Raw genomic sequence first — 19356 nt, 5'->3', positions numbered from 1 at the left:
ACTGCCCCACGCAAGCGTTGCAGCGCCACCCCGCGGGCAGGCGCCCGCCCGGCTGGGTCGCAATGATTTGAAAATCAACGCCCGATATCCGGCGTACTGACGGGGCGGGCTGGGCTATGGTCGGCGCATGATGTTTGACCTGCCTGATTCCCGCACGCTGTACCAGGCGCTGCTTGACCGCGACGCAGCCTATGAGGGGCGCGCCTATGTCGGTGTGACCTCCACCGGCATCTTCTGCCGGCTGACCTGCCCGGCGCGCAAACCGAAGTATGAGAACTGCCGGTTTTTTGCCACGCCGGGCGAGTGCATCGAGGCGGGCTTTCGCGCCTGCAAGCGCTGCAAGCCCTTGGCGGCGGCGGCCGGCGATGACCCGATGGTGCAGGACCTGCTGGCGCGGCTGGAGGAACGCCCCGCCTACCGCTGGGGTGAGGGTGATCTGCTGCGGCTGGGTCTGGATGCCTCGACCGTGCGGCGCGCGTTCAAGCGGCATTTTGGAATGACCTTCCTGGAGATGGCGCGTCAGCGCCGCTTGCGCGAGGGGTTCACGGCGTTGAAGGCCGGGGAGCCGGTGATTGCGGCGCAGATTGATGCCGGTTTTGAGAGCGCCAGCGCCTTCCGAGCGGCCTTTGCCAAACTGGTGGGAATTGCGCCGGGCGCGTTCCGCAAGGATGCACTGCTGCTGGCGGACTGGATCGACACGCCCTTGGGGGCGATGATTGCGATCAGCTGTGCCCATCAGCTGCACCTGCTGGAATTTGCCGACCGCAAGGCGCTGCCGCGCGAGGTGGCCAAGCTGCAAAAGGCGCAGCCCGGCGGATTGGGCTTTGGCCGTCCCGCACCGACCGCGCAGATCGCGGAGGAACTGCGCCACTTCTTTGCCGGTGAGGGCGCGGAATTCCGGACCCCGCTGGCGCTGCACGGCACCGCGTTCGAGCGCGAGGTCTGGCGCTATCTGCTGACCATCCCGGCAGGCGAGACCCGCAGCTATTCGCAGATCGCGCGGGAGCTGGGGCGGGCCTCCGCCACGCGGGCGGTGGCGCGGGCCAACGGCTCCAACCAATTGGCGCTGGTGGTGCCCTGCCACCGGGTGCTGTCGGCGGATGGATCGCTGACCGGCTATGGCGGCGGCTTGTGGCGTAAGCAGCGGCTTATTGAAATTGAAACAGGCTACAGACAGAGGATTTCAGCATGACATATTCCGAGCGCGCCAAGGCATTTGCGGCGCTGCACCAGCCGGGTGATCCGGTGGTGCTCTACAACATCTGGGATGCGGGCAGCGCCAAGGCGATTGCCGGGGCGGGCGCCAAGGCCCTGGCGACCGGCAGCTTCCCGGTGGCGGCGGCGCAGGGGTTTCCGGATGGCGAACAGGTGCCGCTGGAGTTTGTGCTGGGCAATGCGGAGCGCATCTTTGCGGCCACAGATCTGCCGGTGACGATTGACTTCGAAGGCGGATACGCGCGCGGGCCGGAGCAGCTGACCGCCAATGTGAAGCGGCTGGCGGAGACCGGCGCGGTGGGGCTGAACTTTGAAGATCAGGTGGTCGGCGGCGAGGGCTTTTACAGCATCGAGGAGCAGGCGCGGCGGGTGGCTGCAGTGCGGGCGGCCCATGCGGACATCTTTGTGAATGCGCGTACAGATCTGTTTCTGAAGGAAAAGGATGCCGCCAAACACGCCGTCCTGCTCGGCGAAGCGCTGGAGCGCGCGGCGGCTTATGCCGAGGCTGGCGGCAACGGGTTCTTTGTGCCGGGGCTGACCGATCCCGATCTGATTGCGCGGGTCTGCGAGGGCTGTTCGCTGCCTGTCAACACGATGATGCGCGGCATCACGCTGGAGACCGCGCGGCAGGCCGGTGTGGCACGCTGCAGCTATGGTCCGATTCCGCACGCCAAGCTGATGCAGGTGCTGGCGGAGCATTTCCAGGCGCTGGAATAAGCCCTTAGGGCCAGGCCCTTACATCGTTTCCAGGCAGTGGCGGCGGAAGGCGCGCTTCAGCATGTCGAGCTCAGCGCGCAGCAATTCGACTTCAGCTCGCAGGTCGTCGGCCACTGCCTCCCCTGCGATCAGGGTGAAATCGCCCAGCCGGGTGCTGTCTGCGGCATCAAAGATCACAAAGGTCTGCACCCCGTCGGCCACAGCCTCTGGCGGCACCGGCACGGCCACCAGCCAGTCGCGCTCTGCCGTGCCTTCCGTCAGGATCACGTTTTCGACCGGTTGATCCTGAAACATCACGGTGATGTCCGGCTTGGCACCGCTGACCGGGGCATTGCCGATCTTGCCTTCCCAGATACCGTTGCGGAAGCGGATTTTGGTCAGTGTCAGGTCGCTCATGTCAAATCCCTCATGGGGCTGGCTCCTCAGATCGCCGCGCGGCGGTGGCGCGAGAACGTCAGGTCGCGCAGGATCACCTGGTTCAGGTCCGGCGCCTCAAAGATCAGGTCGAGCCAGATCTTCTCGATCCGCTTTTCGTTCAGCTTGGAATAGGCCAGGTCGAACTCCACCACGATGTTCTTTTCCTCCTGCGGCAGCTCGCGCACCAGCTGTTCGGTGTTGGGGCCGTGCTGGATGTTGAGGCGGGCGAAGATCTCAATCGGCTTTTCGGATTCGATGATGCTGTCGATACGCAGAAGGTGCTGGCGGGTGATGCCCTGCACCGCCTCCGGCGGCAGGTCGATCACCAGCGACAGGAAGGAGCCGTCGAATTTGAACACATCCATGCGCAGGCCGAAGGGGGCGAGGTCCTCCTCGCGGGTATTCCGGAGCTGGCGCAGGGTCAGTTCGGAGAAGGCGCAGTCGTGAAACAGCTGCACCTCATCGCCCAGCCGCGCCTTGGGTGGTACCGAGGCGAGGCCGCGTTCGGGCAGGGGGCCGCGCCACATTTCCGGGCGCCAGGACCAGTCGGTGCCATGCGGGCGCGGAAAGAAGGAGGAGCCGATCTGCGGCAGCGCCAGGCGGCCGTCGGCGGTGTGGATGAGCCGGTCCAGATGGGTGCGCAACTGGCGGGCCTGGTTGCGCTGGCGGCGCAGTTCCGACAGCGGCGCGCGCGAGGACTCCTCAGCCGCGGCGCGCCAGCGGCGCAGGCTGCGCAGGTGAAGCAACCGGTCCATGATCCTGCCCATCGTGCTCTCTCTCGCCTGTTATTGGGTCTTCTTTGCCCGTGCTGCCCCGCTGCGGGGCTGGCGGCAGTGTAACCGCGCGGGCCTATTGAAATAAACCGGCAATCCGCTGGTGGAGCCTGCGTTTTTTGCGCGGCTCCGTGTTGTCTTTGGTGTTCTGTGCCAGCATCTGCACCGGGCGGGGCTGCGGGCGCAGGCCGGGTGCGGGTACTGCGGCGGCCGGGCGCGGCGCCGCCGCCGCGGTCTCCAGCGACGGCAGGGTGGAGGCCTCCAGCGTGCGGTGAGTCATCTCGTTCAGGAGCGCGGCGCCGTGGCTGCCAAGCGCCCGGCTGCCCTCTGGCGCGTAAAGCGCCAGCGCAACCAGGTGGCGGTCCAGCACGAATGCACCGCGCCAGTGCACCGGGCTGGCGCTGTCAGCGACGGCGCCGGGGAACTCCAGCTTGACCAGCGGCAAGAGCTGATCCTCGCGGGTTTCCAGCACCTTTGCGTCCGGGAACATGGCGGCGATGTCAGCCGCCTGCGGCGCGGTAGCGGCTGCTTTGGCGGGGCCGATGGAGGCGGTGAGCACCGCGGACTTGCGGGCGCCGAACCAGTTCTGGCGGCCCATCCGGCTGCAATGTGCGAGGAGAGCAAAACCGCCGTCCTTGTCCGGCTGGCTGCTGCGCCGGTCAAAGCAATAGGCATCGGGCGCGGCCAGCAGCACATCACCGCCGCCAAAAGACATCACCTGAACCCCGGCCTGCGGCGCCTGGCTGGCGGTGCGGGAGGCAAAGGGCATGCCTTGGGGGGACGGGCTGCATCCCGCCAGAGCGAGGGCTGCGAGCACAATCGCCGCCGCCGCGCCGCACCGCATGGGCGCCTTTCCGCCGGGCGCGGCAAAAGGCACGGATTTCCCGTTGCTTGTTCTGGTCACTGCTGGTCCTGCCGGTCTTGTTTTTTGCAGGAATCATTACGGAGCAGGGGGCGGGGCGGCAAGCCTGAACCGCCACCAGGCGTGCCTGCCTTGCCTTGGCGTTGCAGCAATGCATAACGTGGGCCGGATTGCCGCCGGCTCCTGATGCGGCGCGGAGGACCTATGCACGACTGGCACAGCTACAGAGCGCATGAGGCGATGGTGCGCTTTGCCCGGCAACAGCCGGCGCTGTGGCGCCTGATGCTGGGGCTGGTGCTGGTGGCCTCGGTCAGCTTTGCCCTGACGGCGGCGCTGCAGGTGATCCTGGCCGGGCTGTTTCCGGGCGATTGGCTGCAGGGGCTGGCGGATGGCAGCACGCCGGGCGCGATGCTGGTGCTGCTGGGCAGCTTTGCCTTTCTGTCGCTGGGCGTGGCGATGGCGGCGCGGCTGTTCCACCAGCGCGGCTTTGCCACCGTGACCGGCCATCTGCGTCCGCTGGTGCATCAGTTCGGACGGGTCAGCCTGTACCTGCTGGGCCTCAGCCTGCTGCTGATGGCCTTGCCGCCCTATGACATGGGGCCGCCGATGACCCAGAACCTGCCGTTCTGGACCTGGCTGGGCATTCTGCCGCTTTCTATCGTTGCAGTGCTGGTGCAGACCGGATCGGAGGAAATCCTGTTCCGCGGCTATATCCAGCAGGCGCTGGCGGCACGGTTCCGCCACCCTGCGGTTTGGCTGCTGGGGCCCTCGGCACTGTTTGCACTGGGCCACTACCTGCCGGCGGAGGCCGGGGACAATGCGCTGGTGATCACCGTCTGGGCCGGGCTATTTGGGGTGCTGATGGCGGACCTGACGGCACGGGCCGGCACGTTGGGACCCGCGATGGCGGTGCATTTCTTCAACAACGTCACAGCACTTTTGCTGTTCGGCTCCCCTACCAGCCTCAATGGGCTGGCATTGTATCTGATCCCCTTTGATCTGGCCGACGTGCAGGCGCTGCGGCCGTGGATGGCGGTGGATTTCCTTCTGATGGGTGTCAGCTGGCTTTGCGCAAGGCTTGCCATACGCCGCTGATTGCAATTGCGGCAAATGCGCCTTATCTGGGGGACAAACCGCGCCCCCGGAGAGGCAAGCAATATGAACTGGATCACCAACTACGTCCGGCCCAAGATCAACTCGATCTTTTCGCGCCGCGAAGTGCCCGAGAACCTTTGGCAGAAATGCGATGAATGCGGCACCATGCTGTTTCACCGCGAGCTGAGCGACAATCAGAACGTCTGCACCAGCTGCGGCCATCACATGAACATCACCCCGCGCGACCGCTTCACCGCGCTGTTCGACGGCGGTGTGTTCACCGAGGTCGCGGTGCCGGAGCCGCTGGCCGATCCCTTGAAGTTCAAGGATCAGAAAAAATACCCCGAGCGGATCAAGGCGGCACAGAAGAAGACCGGCGAGAAAGACGCGATGCTGGTGGCCGCCGGTGAGATTGGCCGCACGCCGATCATCGCTGCCGCGCAGGACTTCTCCTATATGGGCGGCTCGATGGGCATGTATGTGGGCAACGCGATCATCGCCGCCGCTGAGGAAGCCGTGAAGCTGGGCCGCCCGCTGGTGCTGTTCTCGGCGGCTGGCGGCGCGCGGATGCAGGAAGGCATCCTGTCGCTGATGCAGATGCCGCGCACCACTGTTGCGGTCGAAATGCTGAAAGAGGCAGGCCTGCCCTATATCGTGGTGCTGACCCATCCGACCACCGGCGGGGTGACGGCGTCCTATGCGATGCTGGGCGATGTGCATATCGCCGAGCCGAACGCGCTCATTTGCTTTGCCGGCCCGCGGGTGATCGAGCAGACCATCCGCGAGAAGCTGCCCGACGGCTTCCAGCGCGCCGAGTACCTGCTGGATCACGGCATGCTGGACCGGGTGACCCCGCGCACCGAAATGCGCGAAGAGCTGATCACCATTATCCGCATGCTGATGGGCCTGCCGCCGCAGGTGGCGGGCGATCTGCCCGCGCCGGAAGCGGAAGAGGCGCCCAAGGCCGCAAACGCGCCGGCGGATGGCGCAGTCAGCGAAGAAGCTGCCGAGTAACTTCGATTAAATACCTATGCCTGGCCGAAGGCCGGGCAGCGCCCGTCCCGCCCCCCACGGGGCGGGCGCTTCGCTTCCACCCCGCCGGGACGGGCGCTGCCCTTTGCGTTTGAGGCAAGCCGGCTGAACAGGACCCAGGCTGATGACCCAGACCTCCGACGCGATCCTCGCCCGCATGATGGCGCTGCACCCCAAGATCATCGACCTGACGCTGGACCGGGTCTGGCGGCTGCTGGCCGCACTGGACAACCCGCAGGAAAACCTGCCGCCGGTGATCCACCTGGCGGGCACCAACGGCAAGGGCTCCACCCAGGCGATGATCCGGGCAGGGCTTGAGGGCATGGGCAAGAGCGTGCACGCCTATACCTCGCCGCATCTGGCGCGCTTCCATGAGCGGATCCGGCTGGCGGGCGAGCTGATCTCGGAGCAGCATCTGACCGAAGTGCTGGACGAGTGCTATGCCAGGAACGGCGGCGAGAACATCACCTATTTCGAGATCACCACGGTGGCGGGGCTCTTGGCGTTTTCGCGCACGCCTGCGGACTACACCCTGCTGGAGGTTGGCCTGGGCGGACGCCTGGACGCCACCAACGTGATCACGCCGGAGGTTTCGGTGATCACCCCGATCTCGATCGACCACGAGCAGTTTCTGGGCAACACGCTGGCCAAGATCGCAGGCGAAAAGGCGGGCATCATCAAGCGCGGCGTGCCGGTTGTGGTCGGCCCGCAGCCCGAGGAGGCGATGGAAGTGATCGAAGCCACCGCTGCCCGTCTCGGTGCGCCGCTGATCGCCTATGGCCAGCATTGGCATGTTTACGAAGAACGCGGCCGGCTGGTGTTCCAGGATGAAAACGGCCTGCTGGATCTGCCGCTGCCCGCGCTTTTGGGTGCGCATCAGATCCAGAACGCCGGTGCTGCGCTGGCGGCTCTGCGCCATCTGGGCGCGGATGAGGCCGCCTGCGAGGCGGCCATGGTGAACGCCGAATGGCCCGCCCGGATGCAGAAACTGAAAACCGGCCCGCTGATCGCGGCGGCACCGAAGGCGGAGCTGTGGCTGGACGGCGGCCACAACGCCGCGGCGGGCGTGGCGCTGGCGGATGTGCTGGCGAAACTGCCGGCGCGCCCCACGCATCTGATCTGCGGCATGCTGAACACCAAGGACGTGAGCGGCTACATGGCACCCCTGGCGCCTCATGTCGCCAGCCTGACCGCGATTTCGATCCCGGATGAGGTGAACACGCTGAGCGCCGAAGAAACCGAGGCCGCGGCCAAGTCCGTGGGCATCGAGGCCGGCACAGCGGAGAGCACGATGGCAGCGCTGCAGGCGATTGTTGCCAAGGACCCGCAGGCGCGGGTGCTGATCTGCGGTTCGCTCTATCTGGCGGGCCATATCCTGCGCGAAAACGGCTGAGGCGCCCCAGCGGGGGAGCTCTCCCGCCCGGTTTCGATCTGAAGATCTCATCCCCTTGGGCACGGCGCCGCTGGCGCGGCGCGGCCTGCTGCTTCTTTCTGGTTTGAAGTACCCCGGGGGTGAGGCCAAAGGCCGAGGGGGCAGCGCCCCCTTCTTCCCTCCGCCCCCTAGTCCAGAACGTAGTCCACGGGTTCCAGCCTGGGCGGCGCCTCGCGGCCCAGAGCGTTGCAGACCGAAATTTCCATCACCCGGCACATGGCGCTGAGCGGTACTGAGTTGGCCTGCTTGCGGAACGGGTGTTCCAGCTCATGGGTGACCTCGGCCAGGCCGAAGAACACATAGGCCACAACCGCGGCGACCAGCGGCTCGAACCAGCCGGCGCTGTCCAGGAGGGCGAAGGGCAGCAGCAGGCAGTAGAGATAGGTGGTGCGCCAGACCAGCAGCGAATAAACGAAGGGCAAGGGCGTGGTCAGCAGCCGCTCGTTTCCGGCCTGGGCGGCGGGGAAGGCGGCCAGCCGTTCGGCCAGGGCGCGCTGGCCGAAGCCGTCGATGCGGCCGTCCTCCGCCATCTCGCGCAGGCGGGTGGCGATGTCCCGCAAGGCCGCGTTGGGGCCGTTTGGGTCTCGCATCAGCGTCTCTGCCGCCTCCGGCCCGACCCAATGCTCCACCGTCTCCCGCACCTCATCGCCGCGCAGCTGGGCGCGGTGCAGGTGGTGGAAGGCGAGGATGCGGGTCAGGATGAAGTCCTCGTCGGGACCTTTGCCCGCGAAGATCCGCAGTTCCTGCGCCAGGCTGCGCACGTCAGAGACCATGCGGCCCCAGATCCGCCGCGCCTCCCACCAGCGGTCATAGGCAGCGTTGTTGCGGAAGCTGAGGAACAGCGACAGCGACAGGCCGAAAACCCCCATCGCGGCGATGGAAATCTGCGGCATTTCAAAGATATAGCGGTCCAGCACCAGCACCAGGAGCGCCCAGAGCGCGGCGCCGATGATATTGGGCAGGATGCGCGGCACCACCGATCCGTTCAGGATCAGGAAGATTTCCCGCCGCCGGGGCGTATCGCGGACGATCATGGGGTTTCGCTGCCCCAGTCCTTGTCCTGCATCTCGCGCAGGCGCGAGGCGGTGCGTTCGAATTCAAAGGTGCCCTCGCCCTCGACATAGAGCATTTCGGGCTGCGCCGCCGCGGAGCAGATCAGCCGCACCTTGGCCTCGTACAATGCGTCGATCAGGGTCACAAACCGTTTGGCCTCGTTGAAGTTGTTGCGCGACAGGCGGGGAATGTCCTCCAGCAGCAGCACCTTCACCTTGTCGGCAATGACCAGATAGTCGCCCGGCCCCAGCATCTTGCCGCAGAGGTCATAAAAGCTGGCGCGCGCCACGCCGTTGCGGAAGGCGGGCAGGGTGACCTCGCGGCCGGTCACCTCCAGCGTCAGCGGCTGTGCCGCGCCGCCGCCGGTGAGATCCTGCCAGATCTCCCGCATCCGGGCGCGGGATTCGGCATTTGACGGTGTGAAATAGACCGGCGCGCCAGTCAGCCGGTGCTGGCGGTAGTCGGTCTTGCTGACCATCTCATGCACCGCCATATGCTCCTTGATCAGGTCGATGAAAGGCAGGAACAGCTGCCGGTTCAGGCCGTCCTTGTAAAGGTCATCCGGCTCCCGGTTGGAGGTGGTGATCACGGTGACTCCGGCGGCAAACAGCGCCTCGAACAAGCGTCCGACGATCATTGCATCGGTAATGTCAGTGATCTGCATCTCGTCAAAGGCCAGAAGCCGCACGGACTCCGCCACCTCAGCCGCAGCCGGGGCCAGCGCGTCCTCGACACCGTCCTGGCGGGCCTGATGCATCCTGGCGTGGATTTCCTGCATGAAGGCATGGAAATGCACCCGGCGCGACGGGATATCGCCGAGGCTGTCGACAAACAGATCCATCAGCATCGACTTGCCGCGCCCGACCCCGCCCCAGAGATAAAGCCCCTGGACCGGTTCATATTCCGCCTTGCGGAAGAAGCCGCGTTTCACCGGCGGCGCCATTAGCCCTTCGGCGATGCGGTCGAAATGGGGCAGGACGGCTTCCTGGGCCGGGTCGGGCTTCAATTCGCCCGCGTCGATCTTCTGCCGGTAAAGCGTGCTCAAATGGGTCATGGGAAAGGGATAGCGCGGGGCGCGGGGGATGGGAAGCGGGGAGCAACTGGTCTCACATTTCTTATGGCAGAGTTCAGATTGAACGTTTACGCTCGGCTATGCTGCTTAGGGGTTCTTACATCCCCGCAAGACAGGCGTCGTGCACCCGGATTGCCAGAACAGATTATTCAGGAGAAAGGCCTTTTGCTGCGATACTCAAAAGCTAAAGCATATCGTTTGTTTTTTGTTTTTGTCATGTTCAGTCTGACTGCTCTCCTGCTGTTGAAACCTGTTAAAGGCCATGCAGCATCATTTTTTGAAAGTGTGACAGACACGATAGATGACACTTATCTTTTTGAGGGGCACTGGCCGCAAGAAGCCGGGGATGAAACGCTTTACCCGATTGTAACAATTCACAAAGTGATTAATCGGGACGGCAGAACGTACGTATGTGCTGCATACATTTCTGCACACAGTAAGGCGCATTTGTTCTTTAAACGATCTAAGGTCTACGCTGGGAAAAGAAACTTGAAAGCGGCCCTTTGGCGCCTGAAGACGCCTGCCATAGGTCGCTCATATACTGGGACCACAGAGATTCAGGCAATAACAGAATGGTTTTCAGGAAGAACAATCAACTGTGCCCGGGCGCGTGCCCGATGGCGACCGGAGTTTTCCAGCAAACCTTCACGGTTTTCAGTTCCTGAAACGGTTTGGATCAAAGAGCAAAAACGCTGGTGATCAAAATTTCTTAACCTGAGCCGCAAAATTCCTGATTTGACCGCCTGGCAAATTTCCCTGAGAGTTTCGCAGCTTATCAGGAGAGAGCCCATGGACCGTTCCGCGCCGCTGTTTACCCCCGTTCTGATCGTGGGCTGCATCATCATCATGGCGAGCTTTGCCGTGCGCGCGTCCTTTGGCGTCTTTCAGATCCCGATTGCGGAGGAATTCGGCTGGCTGCGCTCGGAGTTCTCCTTGGCGATTGCCATCCAGAACCTGGCCTGGGGCATCGGGCAGCCGATATTCGGGGCCATTGCCGAGAAGATCGGCGACCGCAAGGCGATCATCATGGGCGCCATTGTCTATGCCGCGGGGCTGGTGCTGAGCGCGGCGTCCACCACCCCGTTTGAGATGCAGGCCTATGAATGGCTGGTGGGCTTCGGCATCGCGGGCACCGGGTTCGGCGTGGTGCTGGCGGTTGTCGGGCGGGCGAGCTCGGACGAGAACCGCTCGATGTCGCTGGCGATTGTAACCGCTGCGGGGTCTGCCGGGCAGATTTTCGGCGCGCCGACGGCGGAGTGGCTGCTGGGCTTTTTGCCCTGGCAGACGATTTTCCTGCTGTTTGCGGGCGTGGTGCTGGCACTGATTGCGCTTTTGCCGCTGATGCGCGTGCCAGAGGCGGCCTCCAAGATGGAGCTGGAAGAGAGCATGGGGGCGATCCTGAAGAGGGCATTCAAGGACCCCTCCTACACGCTGATCTTCCTGGGCTTTTTCAGCTGCGGCTATCAGCTGGCCTTTGTCACCGCACATTTTCCGGCCTTTGTGACCGAGATGTGCGGGCCGATCCTGCCGGGCGGGGCGCTGCATTCGATCGGTATCACCACAACCTCGGCGCTGGGCGCGGCGGCGATTTCGCTGATCGGGGCGGCCAATGTGGGCGGCACGCTGCTGGCGGGCTACCTGGGCAAGCGCTATTCCAAGAAATACCTGCTGGCGGCGATCTATACCGGGCGCACGATTGCGGCGGCGGCGTTTATCCTGTTCCCGATCACGCCGCTGAGCGTCATCATCTTCTCCGTTGCGATGGGGTCGCTGTGGCTGGCGACGGTGCCGCTGACCTCTGGGCTGGTCGCGCATATCTATGGGCTGCGTTACATGGGGACGCTTTACGGCATCGTGTTCTTCAGCCACCAGCTGGGCAGCTTCCTGGGCGTGTGGCTGGGCGGGCGGATGTACGACGCCTATGGCGATTACACCCTGGTCTGGTGGATCGGGGTCGGCGTCGGAGCGTTCAGTGCGATTGTGCATCTGCCGGTCAAGGAGCGCCCGCTGAGTGCGGTAGTCCCCGCGGCGGCGTAACAAAAGCGACCCGCCTAAGGCGGGCCGTATCTATGGGTATTTGTGACCAGAAAGAAGCGGGGCCGGGGATGTTTTGTCAGGCCCTGGCCTTCCACTTTTGCAGGATGTGATGGCTGGTCATCAGGTCCAGATGGGCACCGCCGCCGTTCTTGAACAGGGTGATCCGGGCGGGGTCATAGGCCGGGAATTGGCCGAGGCTGTAGTAATCCGCCAGCACATCGCTGCGCTGGATGGTGCCGGCGGCTAGCGGGATCTTGAACTCGCCGATGTGGTCCAGGGTGGTGTCAAAACTGTCGCAATAGATCTGCGCGCGCTTGAGCGCCTCGTCATCGGCCTCGCGCATGTCGGGGCGGTAGGCGCCGATCAGGTTGAGGTGCTGTCCGGGACGGAGCCAGTCGCCTTTGATCACTGGGTTTGACGACATGGTGCAGGTGATGATGATATCGGCGGCGCGCACCGCCGGTTCCAGATCGGGCGCGTGTTTGGTGCCGGGGTATTGGGCGCAGAGTTCTTCGGCCTTGGAACCGGTGCGGTTCCAGACGCGGATCTGCGCCTGCGGGAAGCCTGCGCCGAAGGCCTCGATCAAAGAGCCGCCAACTGTGCCGGCGCCGACGATCAGCACCTCCCGTGCGTCCGGGTTGGCCAGCCGCAGGGCACCCAGCAGGCTGTCGCCTGCGGTCTTCCATTTGGTGACCAAGTGGAAGTCGACAAGGGCTTCAAGGGTGCCGTCGGCATCGGAGTAGAGGCAGACAGAGCCGTTGATCATCGGTTTTCCGGCGTCGGGGTTGCGGGGGAAGATGTTGGCGGTTTTCACCGCCAGCCCCAGCCCGTCGATCCAGGCGGAGCGGCTGAGCAGCGTGTCCGGATCGCGGTAGAGGAAAGTATCGCCGATCTCTGCCTTGGGCAAATCGTGGCTGGCGGCCAGCGCCTCGGCAAAGCTGACCCAATCGAGCAGCGCCTCGCCCTCTTCAAAGCTGATGAACGGGATGGTCATGGGCCTGTTGTCCTTCTTCCTGCGGGCCGTCTCAGGCGGCGTCTTGGTCTGTCAGCAGCCCTGCCTGCACCAGCCGCGCCGCGAATGGGGCGGGGGCGGTGAACAGATGGGTCTGCCAGCCGCGTGCTTTGGCGGCTTCGATGTTTTCCGGGCGGTCGTCGGTGAACAGCAGCCGGTCCGGCGCCACCCCGGTTTCGCGTTCCAGGATGGCATAGATTTCCGGTTCCGGCTTGATCGTTTTCAGATGCGCAGAGACAAATGTGCGGTCAAAGCCGCGCAGGAACGGGTAGGCGGCGCAGGCGGTCTCGAAGGTTTCCGCGCCGAAGTTGCTGAGGGCGAAAACGGGCGTGCCCTTGGCCTGAAGCGCCTGCATCAGGCGGACGGAATGGGGGATGTCGCGCGGCACCATCTGCAGCCAGCAATCGTGCCACCAGCGGATTTCCTCCGCCCAGTCCGGGTGCTGCTCTGCCAGCGCATAAACGCTGCCGCGGAAGGGGTGGCCGCGGTCCACATTCAGGTTCATCTCGTGCAGCGGCACCTGGTCGAACAGCTGCTGCCGGCGGGTGGCGCCGATGCGGCCGTCGTAGAAGCGTTCCGGCTCCCACTCGATCAGCACACGGCCGATGTCGAAGACGACGGCGTCAATGGGCATTGGGGTTATCCTTCTGCGCGCGGGCGGGGCCGCGGGGCGGGGCGGTTCTTGCGGGTCTCGCGCCAGACCGAGACCAGGCCGGAGGCGATGATCAGGGCGCTGCCGAGCCAGACCTGCAGATCGGGCCATTCGTTGAAGATCAGCACGCCCCAGAGGACCGACATCGGCATGGCGATGTATTCAAACGGGGCCGCCAGCGCCGCCTCGTTCATGCGGTAGGCCTGGCTGACCAGATAGCCGCCGGCTGAGCCTGCGATGCCGACGCCGATCAGGTAGGGCCAGTCCTGTGGCGCGGGCCAGATCCAGGCGCGCAGGATGAAGTCAAAGGCGGGGCTGTCGCCAGTGGCAAAGCGGCCGTCGCCAAAGATCAGCCCGGCCAGCGCGCTGAGAAGCAGAAAGCCCAGCATCGGGTAGAAGGCGAGCGTCGCCCCAGCCTCGGACCCGCCGGCGCGGCGGGTCAGCACGTGCAGGGTGGCATAGCCGCAGGCGCCCAGCAGCGGCAGGATGGCGGCGGGCTGGAACGTGCCGGCGCCGGGGCGCATGATGATCAGCACGCCCAGGAACCCGGCCACCACCGCGCCCCAGCGCCAGGGGCCGGGGCGTTCGCCAAGAAACAGCGCCGACAGGGTGGTGACGATGAGGGGCGTGGCAAAGGCGATGGCGACGGCTTCGGCCAGCGGCAGCAGGGTGAGGCCGGTGAAGAAACAGATGTTGGCAAAGAACACCACCAGGCAGCGCATGAGGTGCAGCTTGGGCTGGTGGGTGCGCAACAGGTGGTAGCCGCCTTCCAGCGGCATGATGAGGGCGAGCATGACGGCCACCGCGATGACGGAGCGGAACAGCACCATTTCATAGAGCGGGTAGTCGCCCGACAGGAACTTGAAGATCATGTCGATGACGGAAAAAGCGATGCCCGCCCCGGCCGCGGCAAACAGGCCGGGGACGCTGACCTTCATCTCTGCGCTCATGCCGTTGCCCTCCCGTATCCTGCCCTTGATCAGTGGCGGATTTGATCTGGCCGGGCAATGGGCGGGGGCGGAAAAATGCAATTTTTCCGGGCAAAATTCCGGGGCGGAATTTTGGGCCGCGGAACGCTGGGGATTGGAAATTGGGGAGGGGATGGATTGCCTGCTGAGAAGCGGTTCAGGTGCAGGCCTGCCCCTGAACGCGCCTGTTCGAGTGTGAGGCGGCCTGATCCCGCGTCAAGGCCACGCCGTGCTGAGGCACGGTCCGCTGGCGCGGAGCCTTGACCCGGGCGCAGGCCTGTGGGGTTATAAGCAGGCCGGTGCTACTGGCTTGACGGCGCCATGCCGCGAAGACTGACAAGCTGGAAATTTTAATCAGAGTATTGATATGGAAACAGAAATTACAGCGCACGGCAATGGTGCTGCCTGGCAATTGCTGCCGCAAAGCGGGGTGGCCGGAATAGCGCTAGCTGTCTTGTTCCTCTACCTGTTTTTCAGGCACCTGATGTTTGTTCTTATGGTTATGGATATCTTGCTGGGGTTTCTACGGCGGTTCAGCTGGTTTCCCAAAGAAGGCAGCCGACTGAAGGCGTTTGGGCATTGGGTGACTGCTGTGGTCTTGTTTGTCGGCTACCTGGTTGCCGCCATGCAATTTGGCTGGATCGAATTTGTGCCCGTTTAGAAGCGGAGCTTTGAGCCTGCAAAATGGGCAGGCTTAGCGGCCTGCCTTGGCCGCGCGCAGTTCGCGCTCCAGTGCATCCAGGAAGCGGGAGCGGTCGGCCTTGGTAAAGCCCTTGCCGCCGCCCTGAACCCCCAGCGGGTTGGCGGCGCGCAGGTCGGCCATCAGGTCGCGCATCGCCAGCTGCTGGCCGATGTTGGCTTGGGTGAAGCGCTCGCCGTTGTGGCGCAGCACGCGGGCGCCGGCTTCGATGCATTTGGCAGCGAGAGGGATGTCACCCGTCACCACCACATCACCGGGGCCGCAGCGGTCTGCGATCCACATGTCGGCCACATCGGCGCCCTCGGCCACGATCACGGTTTCCACCAGCGGGTTCTGCGAGGGCCGCAGCCCGCCGTTGGAGACCACGAACATGCGCAGGCCATGGCGGGTGGCGACCCGCTCGGCCTCCTGCTTCACAGGGCAGGCGTCGGCATCGATGTAGAGGGCGGTCACTCTGCCGCCTTCTTCTCTGCCGCGGGGGCTTTCTCCGCCTTGGCCTCGGGTTTGGCCTTGGCCTTGCGGGCGGGTTTCCTGACCTTGAACTCTTCCGGGATCGGCATCCGGTTGAAGGCGTCGAGACCCGCGATCTTGTAGGCCTCGGCCAGGGTCGGGTAGTTGAAGGTGTTCTGCACGAAGTAGTCCACCGTGCCCTTGAGGTTCAGCACCGCCTGGGCAATGTGAATGAGCTCGGTCGCGCCTTCGCCGACGATCTGCACGCCCAGCACCCGGCGGGTTTTCAGCGAGAACAGCATCTTGAGCATGCCGTGCTCCAGCCCCATGATGTGGCCGCGCGAGGTTTCGCGGAAGCGGGCGACGCCGACCTCGTAAGGGATGCCGCGCTCTTTCAGCTCTTCCTCGGACATGCCGCAGGTGGACATTTCCGGCACCGAGTAGATGCCATAGGGGTACCAGGGGCTTTCTGGCAGCGTCGGGGTTTCCAGCGCGTGGCAGGCGGCGACGCGGCCCTGCTGCAGCGAAGTGGAGGCGAGCGACGGGTGGCCGATCACATCGCCCGCGGCATAGATATGCGGCACCTCGGTCTGGTAGGTCTTGCGGTCCACGCTGAGGCGGCCGCGGTGGTCGGTCTTGAGGCCAACAGCCTCGAGGTTCAGGGCGGAGGTGGCGCCCATCCGTCCGGCCGCAAACAGCAGCATTTCAGAACGCACATGGCGGCCGTTTTCGAGGATCACCTCAACATGCTCGCCACGGTCCTCGATGCTTTCGACCGCGGAGCCAAGCCGCAGGTCGACGCCGTTTTCGCGGATCTGATGGGTGAAGTCCTGGATCAGAGTCTTGTCGATGAAGTCGAGGAAGGTCTCGCGCGGTTCAATCAGGGTGACGCGCACGTCCAGGGCCGAGAACATGGTGGCATATTCCACCCCGATCACGCCGGCGCCGATCACGGTGAGGGAGCGCGGGATCTCGGCCATCTCCAGGAATTCGTCGCCGTCGACCACGGTCTTGCCGTTGAAGGGCACATATTCCGGGCGGTAGGTCTTGGTGCCGGTGGAGATCAGGAATTTCTCTGCCGTCAGCCGGGTGGTTTCGCCCGCCTCGGTGGCGACCTCGACCTCGTTCGGGCCGATGAATTTCGCCAGTCCCAGCAGCGTGTCCACGTGGTTGCGGTTGAACTGGTGCTCCAGCACGTCGACCTCGTAATCGAGGGTCATGTGCAGGCGCGCCTTCAGGTCGTTTGCTTCGATCTGGTCCTTCACCCGGTAGGAGCGGCCGTAGAATGAGCGTTCGCGCCAGCCGGAGAGGTTCAGCACGGTTTCGCGCAGGGTCTTTGACGGGATGGTGCCGGTGTGCACCGACACGCCGCCCAGCCGGTCCTTGCGGTCGATCACCAGCACCCGGCGGTGCAGTTTGCCCGCCTGGATGGCGGCGGCGCGGCCCGAGGGGCCGGAGCCGATGATGATCAGGTCATAATCAAAGTCTTCACTCATGGCCGCGTCCTTTGTCTTTTAGTTCTGGTACAGCGCGTCGGCGTGGAAGGAGACATGCTCCTCCATGAAGGTCGACACGAAGAAATAGCTGTGGTCATAGCCCGGCTGCATCCGCAGGGTGGCCTGCTGACGGCGTTCGGCCACCGCGTGGGCCAGCGCCTCGGGCTTCAGCAGGTCGATGAACTGGTCGGAGGTGCCGGTGTCGATCAGGATCGGGCCGTCAAAGCCCTTTTCGCGCATCAGCAGGGTGGCGTCATGCTTGGCCCAGGCGGCTTCATCGTCGCCCAGGTAGGCGCTCAGCTGCTTGCGGCCCCAGTCCGATGCGGTCGGGTTGGAAATCGGCGCAAAGGCGGAGACCGACTTGTAGCGGCCCGGCAGGTTCATCGCCAGCGTCAGCGCGCCGTGGCCGCCCATGGAGTGGCCGGTGATCGCCTGGCGGTCCAGGTCGATGGCGAAGTTCTCACCCAGCAGCGCGGGCAGTTCTTCGGCCACGTAATCCCACATGCGGAAATGCGGCGCCCAGGGGTCCTGGGTGGCGTTCACGTAGAAGCCCGCGCCCTGGCCCAGGTCATAGGCGTCATCATCGGCCACGCCTTCGCCGCGGGGGCTGGTGTCGGGGAACACGATGGCGATGCCCTGCTCGGCGCACCACGCCTGGGCGCCTGCCTTGGTCATGGCGTTTTCATGGGTGCAGGTGAGGCCCGAGAGGTACCACAGCACCGGCACCGGGCCGTCCTTGGCCTCCTCCGGCAGGAACAGGCCGAATGTCATGTCGCCGCCGGTGGCGCTGCTGGCGTGTTTGTAGACGCCCTGGGTGCCGCCAAAGGCGCGGTTCTCGGAAACGGTTTCCATGGGTGAGGCTCCTCAAAATCTGTTAGCCCTACCGCTACCTGCTGATGGCCTCAGGGTCCAGCGGATGGGCGGCAGCAATGCCGGTTTTTGCGGCACAAGGATTGCGAATTCGCAAACAATCGGGGCTTTGGCCGCCGGGAGGATGCCGCAGTTGCGCAAGGGGGTGCTGGACAGCCGCCGCGAAAACCGGGACAGTCCGCCGCCAAGGCAAGAGGGAGGCACAGCGCCATGAGCGATTTTCTGAGACTGACACCGGAGGCCGCGGAGGCGGAGGTGGAGCGTCCGGCGCCAGAGAAGGTGCTGGCGGGTGATCCGGTGTTCACCACCTGGAACGCGGAGGAGCGCGACGGTTTGTACTGCGGCATCTGGCAGTCGACACCGGGCAAGTGGCGGATCACTTACGACGAGTGGGAATACTGCCGGATCCTGGAGGGCCGGTCGGTGATCACCAGCGATGACGGCACCGCGTATCCGCTGGCGGCGGGCGACAGTTTCATCCTGCGGCCCGGCTTCAGCGGCACCTGGGAAGTGATCGAGACCACCCGCAAGGATTATGTGATCCGGCTGTAGGGGCCGCGGGTCAGGAGACCCAGGCGATCACCGCCGGCACGGTGACAATCGACACCACGGTGGAAATGAAAATGGCGGCGGAGGCCCGGTGCGGGGCCACGCCGTAGTGTTGCGCCAGCATGTAGACGTTGCCCGCCACCGGCAGGGAGGCGGCAGCGATGGCGACTGCGGCGGAGAACGGTGCCGCCGGGATCAGCCACAGCACCGCGATTGCGACACAGGCCGGGTGCAGCACCAGCTTGGCAAAGCTGAGCCAGCCGGAGATGTGCACTCGCTCCGCCGATTTCGAGGCCAGCGAGGCACCGATAGCAAAGAGGGCTCCGGGGGTGGCGGCGCCGCCGAGGATGGTGAGGAAATTGTTTGCGGGTTCCGGGATCGGCAGCGCCGATGCCGACCAGGCAAGGCCCGCCACGATGGACAGGATCATCGGGTTCTTCAGCAGGCCCAGCCCCACAAGCCGGAGGGTGGCAAGACCAAGCCCCTGGCCGCGGCCCGCGTTGATCAGGATCACGATCAGCGAGGAGAACACCACCAGATCGACGCTGAGCACCACCATCATCGGCGCCGCCGAGGCCGGGCCGAACAGGATCGCCATCATTGGCAGGCCGAGGAAGCCCACATTGCCGATCGCCGCGCATTGCGCCTCCACCGCGGCGGTGGGCACGTCCAGGCCGCGGGCCATGGCGACAGCTGTCACCAGCAGGTAGACCGCCAGCGTGCCCGCCAAATAGCCGAGGATCAGTGTGGGATCGAAGACCTCGGCAAAGGAGAGGTTGGCGGCAAAGCCGAAGATCATCGCCGACAGCGGGAAGTAGAACACAAAGCGGGTGAGATAGGCGGTGGCTTCCTCGGTGAAAAACCGGCTGCGCCCGGCCCAGTAGCCGAGGCCGATGATTGCAAAGAAGGGCAGGGTGCGGAAGAAGATCTCGGCCATGAAGGATTGGTAACAAG

The 19356-nt window shown here is 64.7% G+C and carries 21 protein-coding genes; 9 read left to right on the top strand and 12 right to left on the bottom strand.

Going from position 1 to position 19356, the window contains the following annotated elements:
* The first annotated feature begins 127 nt into the window (after nt 1–127).
* Entirely contained in the window at nt 128–1192 is a 1065-nt protein-coding gene (locus tag RA25_RS13335) for a bifunctional transcriptional activator/DNA repair enzyme AdaA (protein ID WP_039173017.1), read from the top strand.
* Nucleotides 1189–1932 carry an isocitrate lyase/PEP mutase family protein gene (locus RA25_RS13330; protein WP_039173014.1) on the top strand — a complete coding sequence of 248 codons (744 nt, stop codon included), beginning with the start codon at nt 1189–1191 and terminating at the stop codon, nt 1930–1932. The genes RA25_RS13335 and RA25_RS13330 overlap by 4 nt, the downstream gene beginning before the upstream one ends.
* Before the next feature lie 18 nt (nt 1933–1950).
* Here the strand turns inward: RA25_RS13330 and RA25_RS13325 are convergent, their stop codons facing one another.
* The 3 genes from RA25_RS13325 to RA25_RS13315 all read right to left on the bottom strand — a co-directional run bounded on the left by RA25_RS13325 (nt 1951) and on the right by RA25_RS13315 (nt 3891).
* Complete coding sequence (locus tag RA25_RS13325; RefSeq protein ID WP_019294982.1) at nt 1951–2328, bottom strand: hypothetical protein; 378 nt, start codon at nt 2326–2328, stop codon at nt 1951–1953.
* Nucleotides 2329–2354: 26 nt separating this feature from the next.
* Nucleotides 2355–3116 carry a DUF6478 family protein gene (locus tag RA25_RS13320; protein WP_019294981.1) on the bottom strand — a complete coding sequence of 254 codons (762 nt, stop codon included), beginning with the start codon at nt 3114–3116 and terminating at the stop codon, nt 2355–2357.
* Nucleotides 3117–3198: 82 nt separating this feature from the next.
* Nucleotides 3199–3891, bottom strand: coding sequence for a hypothetical protein (locus tag RA25_RS13315; RefSeq protein WP_241477415.1), 693 nt, complete (start codon nt 3889–3891; stop codon nt 3199–3201).
* Nucleotides 3892–4188: 297 nt separating this feature from the next.
* On the opposite strand from RA25_RS13315, the gene RA25_RS13310 reads away from it, so the two are divergent.
* From RA25_RS13310 to RA25_RS13300, 3 genes are all read left to right on the top strand, one after another.
* A complete protein-coding gene (locus RA25_RS13310) occupies nt 4189–5079 on the top strand; it encodes a CPBP family intramembrane glutamic endopeptidase (RefSeq protein WP_039173009.1) in 891 nt (296 codons plus the stop codon).
* Between the two features lie 63 nt (nt 5080–5142).
* A complete protein-coding gene (accD, locus tag RA25_RS13305; protein ID WP_019294978.1) occupies nt 5143–6093 on the top strand; it encodes an acetyl-CoA carboxylase, carboxyltransferase subunit beta in 951 nt (316 codons plus the stop codon).
* A 142-nt stretch (nt 6094–6235) separates the two neighbouring features.
* The gene (locus RA25_RS13300; protein WP_039173006.1) at nt 6236–7504 is read left to right on the top strand and encodes a bifunctional folylpolyglutamate synthase/dihydrofolate synthase; all 1269 of its coding nucleotides are present in this window, start codon (nt 6236–6238) and stop codon (nt 7502–7504) included.
* Nucleotides 7505–7671: 167 nt separating this feature from the next.
* Here the strand turns inward: RA25_RS13300 and RA25_RS13295 are convergent, their stop codons facing one another.
* Complete coding sequence (locus tag RA25_RS13295; RefSeq protein WP_039173004.1) at nt 7672–8577, bottom strand: bestrophin family protein; 906 nt, start codon at nt 8575–8577, stop codon at nt 7672–7674.
* A complete protein-coding gene (zapE, locus tag RA25_RS13290; protein WP_039173000.1) occupies nt 8574–9650 on the bottom strand; it encodes a cell division protein ZapE in 1077 nt (358 codons plus the stop codon). The genes RA25_RS13295 and zapE overlap by 4 nt, the downstream gene beginning before the upstream one ends.
* Before the next feature lie 150 nt (nt 9651–9800).
* Here zapE and RA25_RS22740 point away from each other — a divergent pair, with 150 nt between their 5' ends.
* Both RA25_RS22740 and RA25_RS13285 read left to right on the top strand, forming a co-directional pair.
* Complete coding sequence (locus RA25_RS22740; protein ID WP_193747977.1) at nt 9801–10367, top strand: hypothetical protein; 567 nt, start codon at nt 9801–9803, stop codon at nt 10365–10367.
* Nucleotides 10368–10457: 90 nt separating this feature from the next.
* Entirely contained in the window at nt 10458–11705 is a 1248-nt protein-coding gene (locus RA25_RS13285) for an MFS transporter (protein ID WP_039172997.1), read from the top strand.
* Nucleotides 11706–11781: 76 nt separating this feature from the next.
* Here RA25_RS13285 and RA25_RS13280 read toward each other — a convergent pair whose 3' ends face one another.
* Genes RA25_RS13280 through RA25_RS13270 form a run of 3 tightly spaced genes read right to left on the bottom strand, consistent with a single transcriptional unit; the run spans nt 11782 to nt 14319 of the window.
* A complete protein-coding gene (locus tag RA25_RS13280; protein WP_039172994.1) occupies nt 11782–12699 on the bottom strand; it encodes an ornithine cyclodeaminase family protein in 918 nt (305 codons plus the stop codon).
* 31 nt (nt 12700–12730) lie between these two features.
* Nucleotides 12731–13351, bottom strand: a complete 621-nt coding sequence (locus tag RA25_RS13275) for an HAD family hydrolase (protein WP_039172990.1) — start codon at nt 13349–13351, stop codon at nt 12731–12733.
* Nucleotides 13352–13356: 5 nt separating this feature from the next.
* On the bottom strand, nt 13357–14319 hold the full coding sequence (locus tag RA25_RS13270) for a DMT family transporter (RefSeq protein ID WP_039172987.1): 963 nt from the start codon (nt 14317–14319) through the stop codon (nt 13357–13359).
* Nucleotides 14320–14704: 385 nt separating this feature from the next.
* On the opposite strand from RA25_RS13270, the gene RA25_RS13265 reads away from it, so the two are divergent.
* Nucleotides 14705–14998, top strand: a complete 294-nt coding sequence (locus tag RA25_RS13265) for a hypothetical protein (RefSeq protein WP_039172984.1) — start codon at nt 14705–14707, stop codon at nt 14996–14998.
* Between the two features lie 33 nt (nt 14999–15031).
* Here RA25_RS13265 and RA25_RS13260 read toward each other — a convergent pair whose 3' ends face one another.
* From RA25_RS13260 to fghA, 3 genes are read right to left on the bottom strand one after another with little or no spacing between them, the layout of a single operon-like run.
* Complete coding sequence (locus RA25_RS13260; protein WP_039172980.1) at nt 15032–15490, bottom strand: YaiI/YqxD family protein; 459 nt, start codon at nt 15488–15490, stop codon at nt 15032–15034.
* A complete protein-coding gene (sthA, locus tag RA25_RS13255) occupies nt 15487–16983 on the bottom strand; it encodes a Si-specific NAD(P)(+) transhydrogenase (protein ID WP_019294567.1) in 1497 nt (498 codons plus the stop codon). The genes RA25_RS13260 and sthA overlap by 4 nt, the downstream gene beginning before the upstream one ends.
* An 18-nt stretch (nt 16984–17001) precedes the next feature.
* Nucleotides 17002–17835: an S-formylglutathione hydrolase gene (fghA, locus tag RA25_RS13250; protein WP_039172977.1), complete on the bottom strand. Its 834-nt coding sequence runs from the start codon at nt 17833–17835 to the stop codon at nt 17002–17004.
* A 228-nt stretch (nt 17836–18063) separates the two neighbouring features.
* On the opposite strand from fghA, the gene RA25_RS13245 reads away from it, so the two are divergent.
* A complete protein-coding gene (locus RA25_RS13245; RefSeq protein WP_039146975.1) occupies nt 18064–18405 on the top strand; it encodes a cupin domain-containing protein in 342 nt (113 codons plus the stop codon).
* A gap of 10 nt (nt 18406–18415) precedes the next feature.
* Here RA25_RS13245 and RA25_RS13240 read toward each other — a convergent pair whose 3' ends face one another.
* Complete coding sequence (locus RA25_RS13240; protein ID WP_039172975.1) at nt 18416–19339, bottom strand: AEC family transporter; 924 nt, start codon at nt 19337–19339, stop codon at nt 18416–18418.
* Nucleotides 19340–19356 lie beyond the last annotated feature (17 nt).

Source organism: Leisingera sp. ANG-S5 (genome assembly GCF_000813925.1).
Lineage (GTDB): Bacteria > Pseudomonadota > Alphaproteobacteria > Rhodobacterales > Rhodobacteraceae > Leisingera.
Note: the sequence above shows the minus strand (reverse complement) of the source record. Positions and strands in the feature narration are given on the sequence as shown.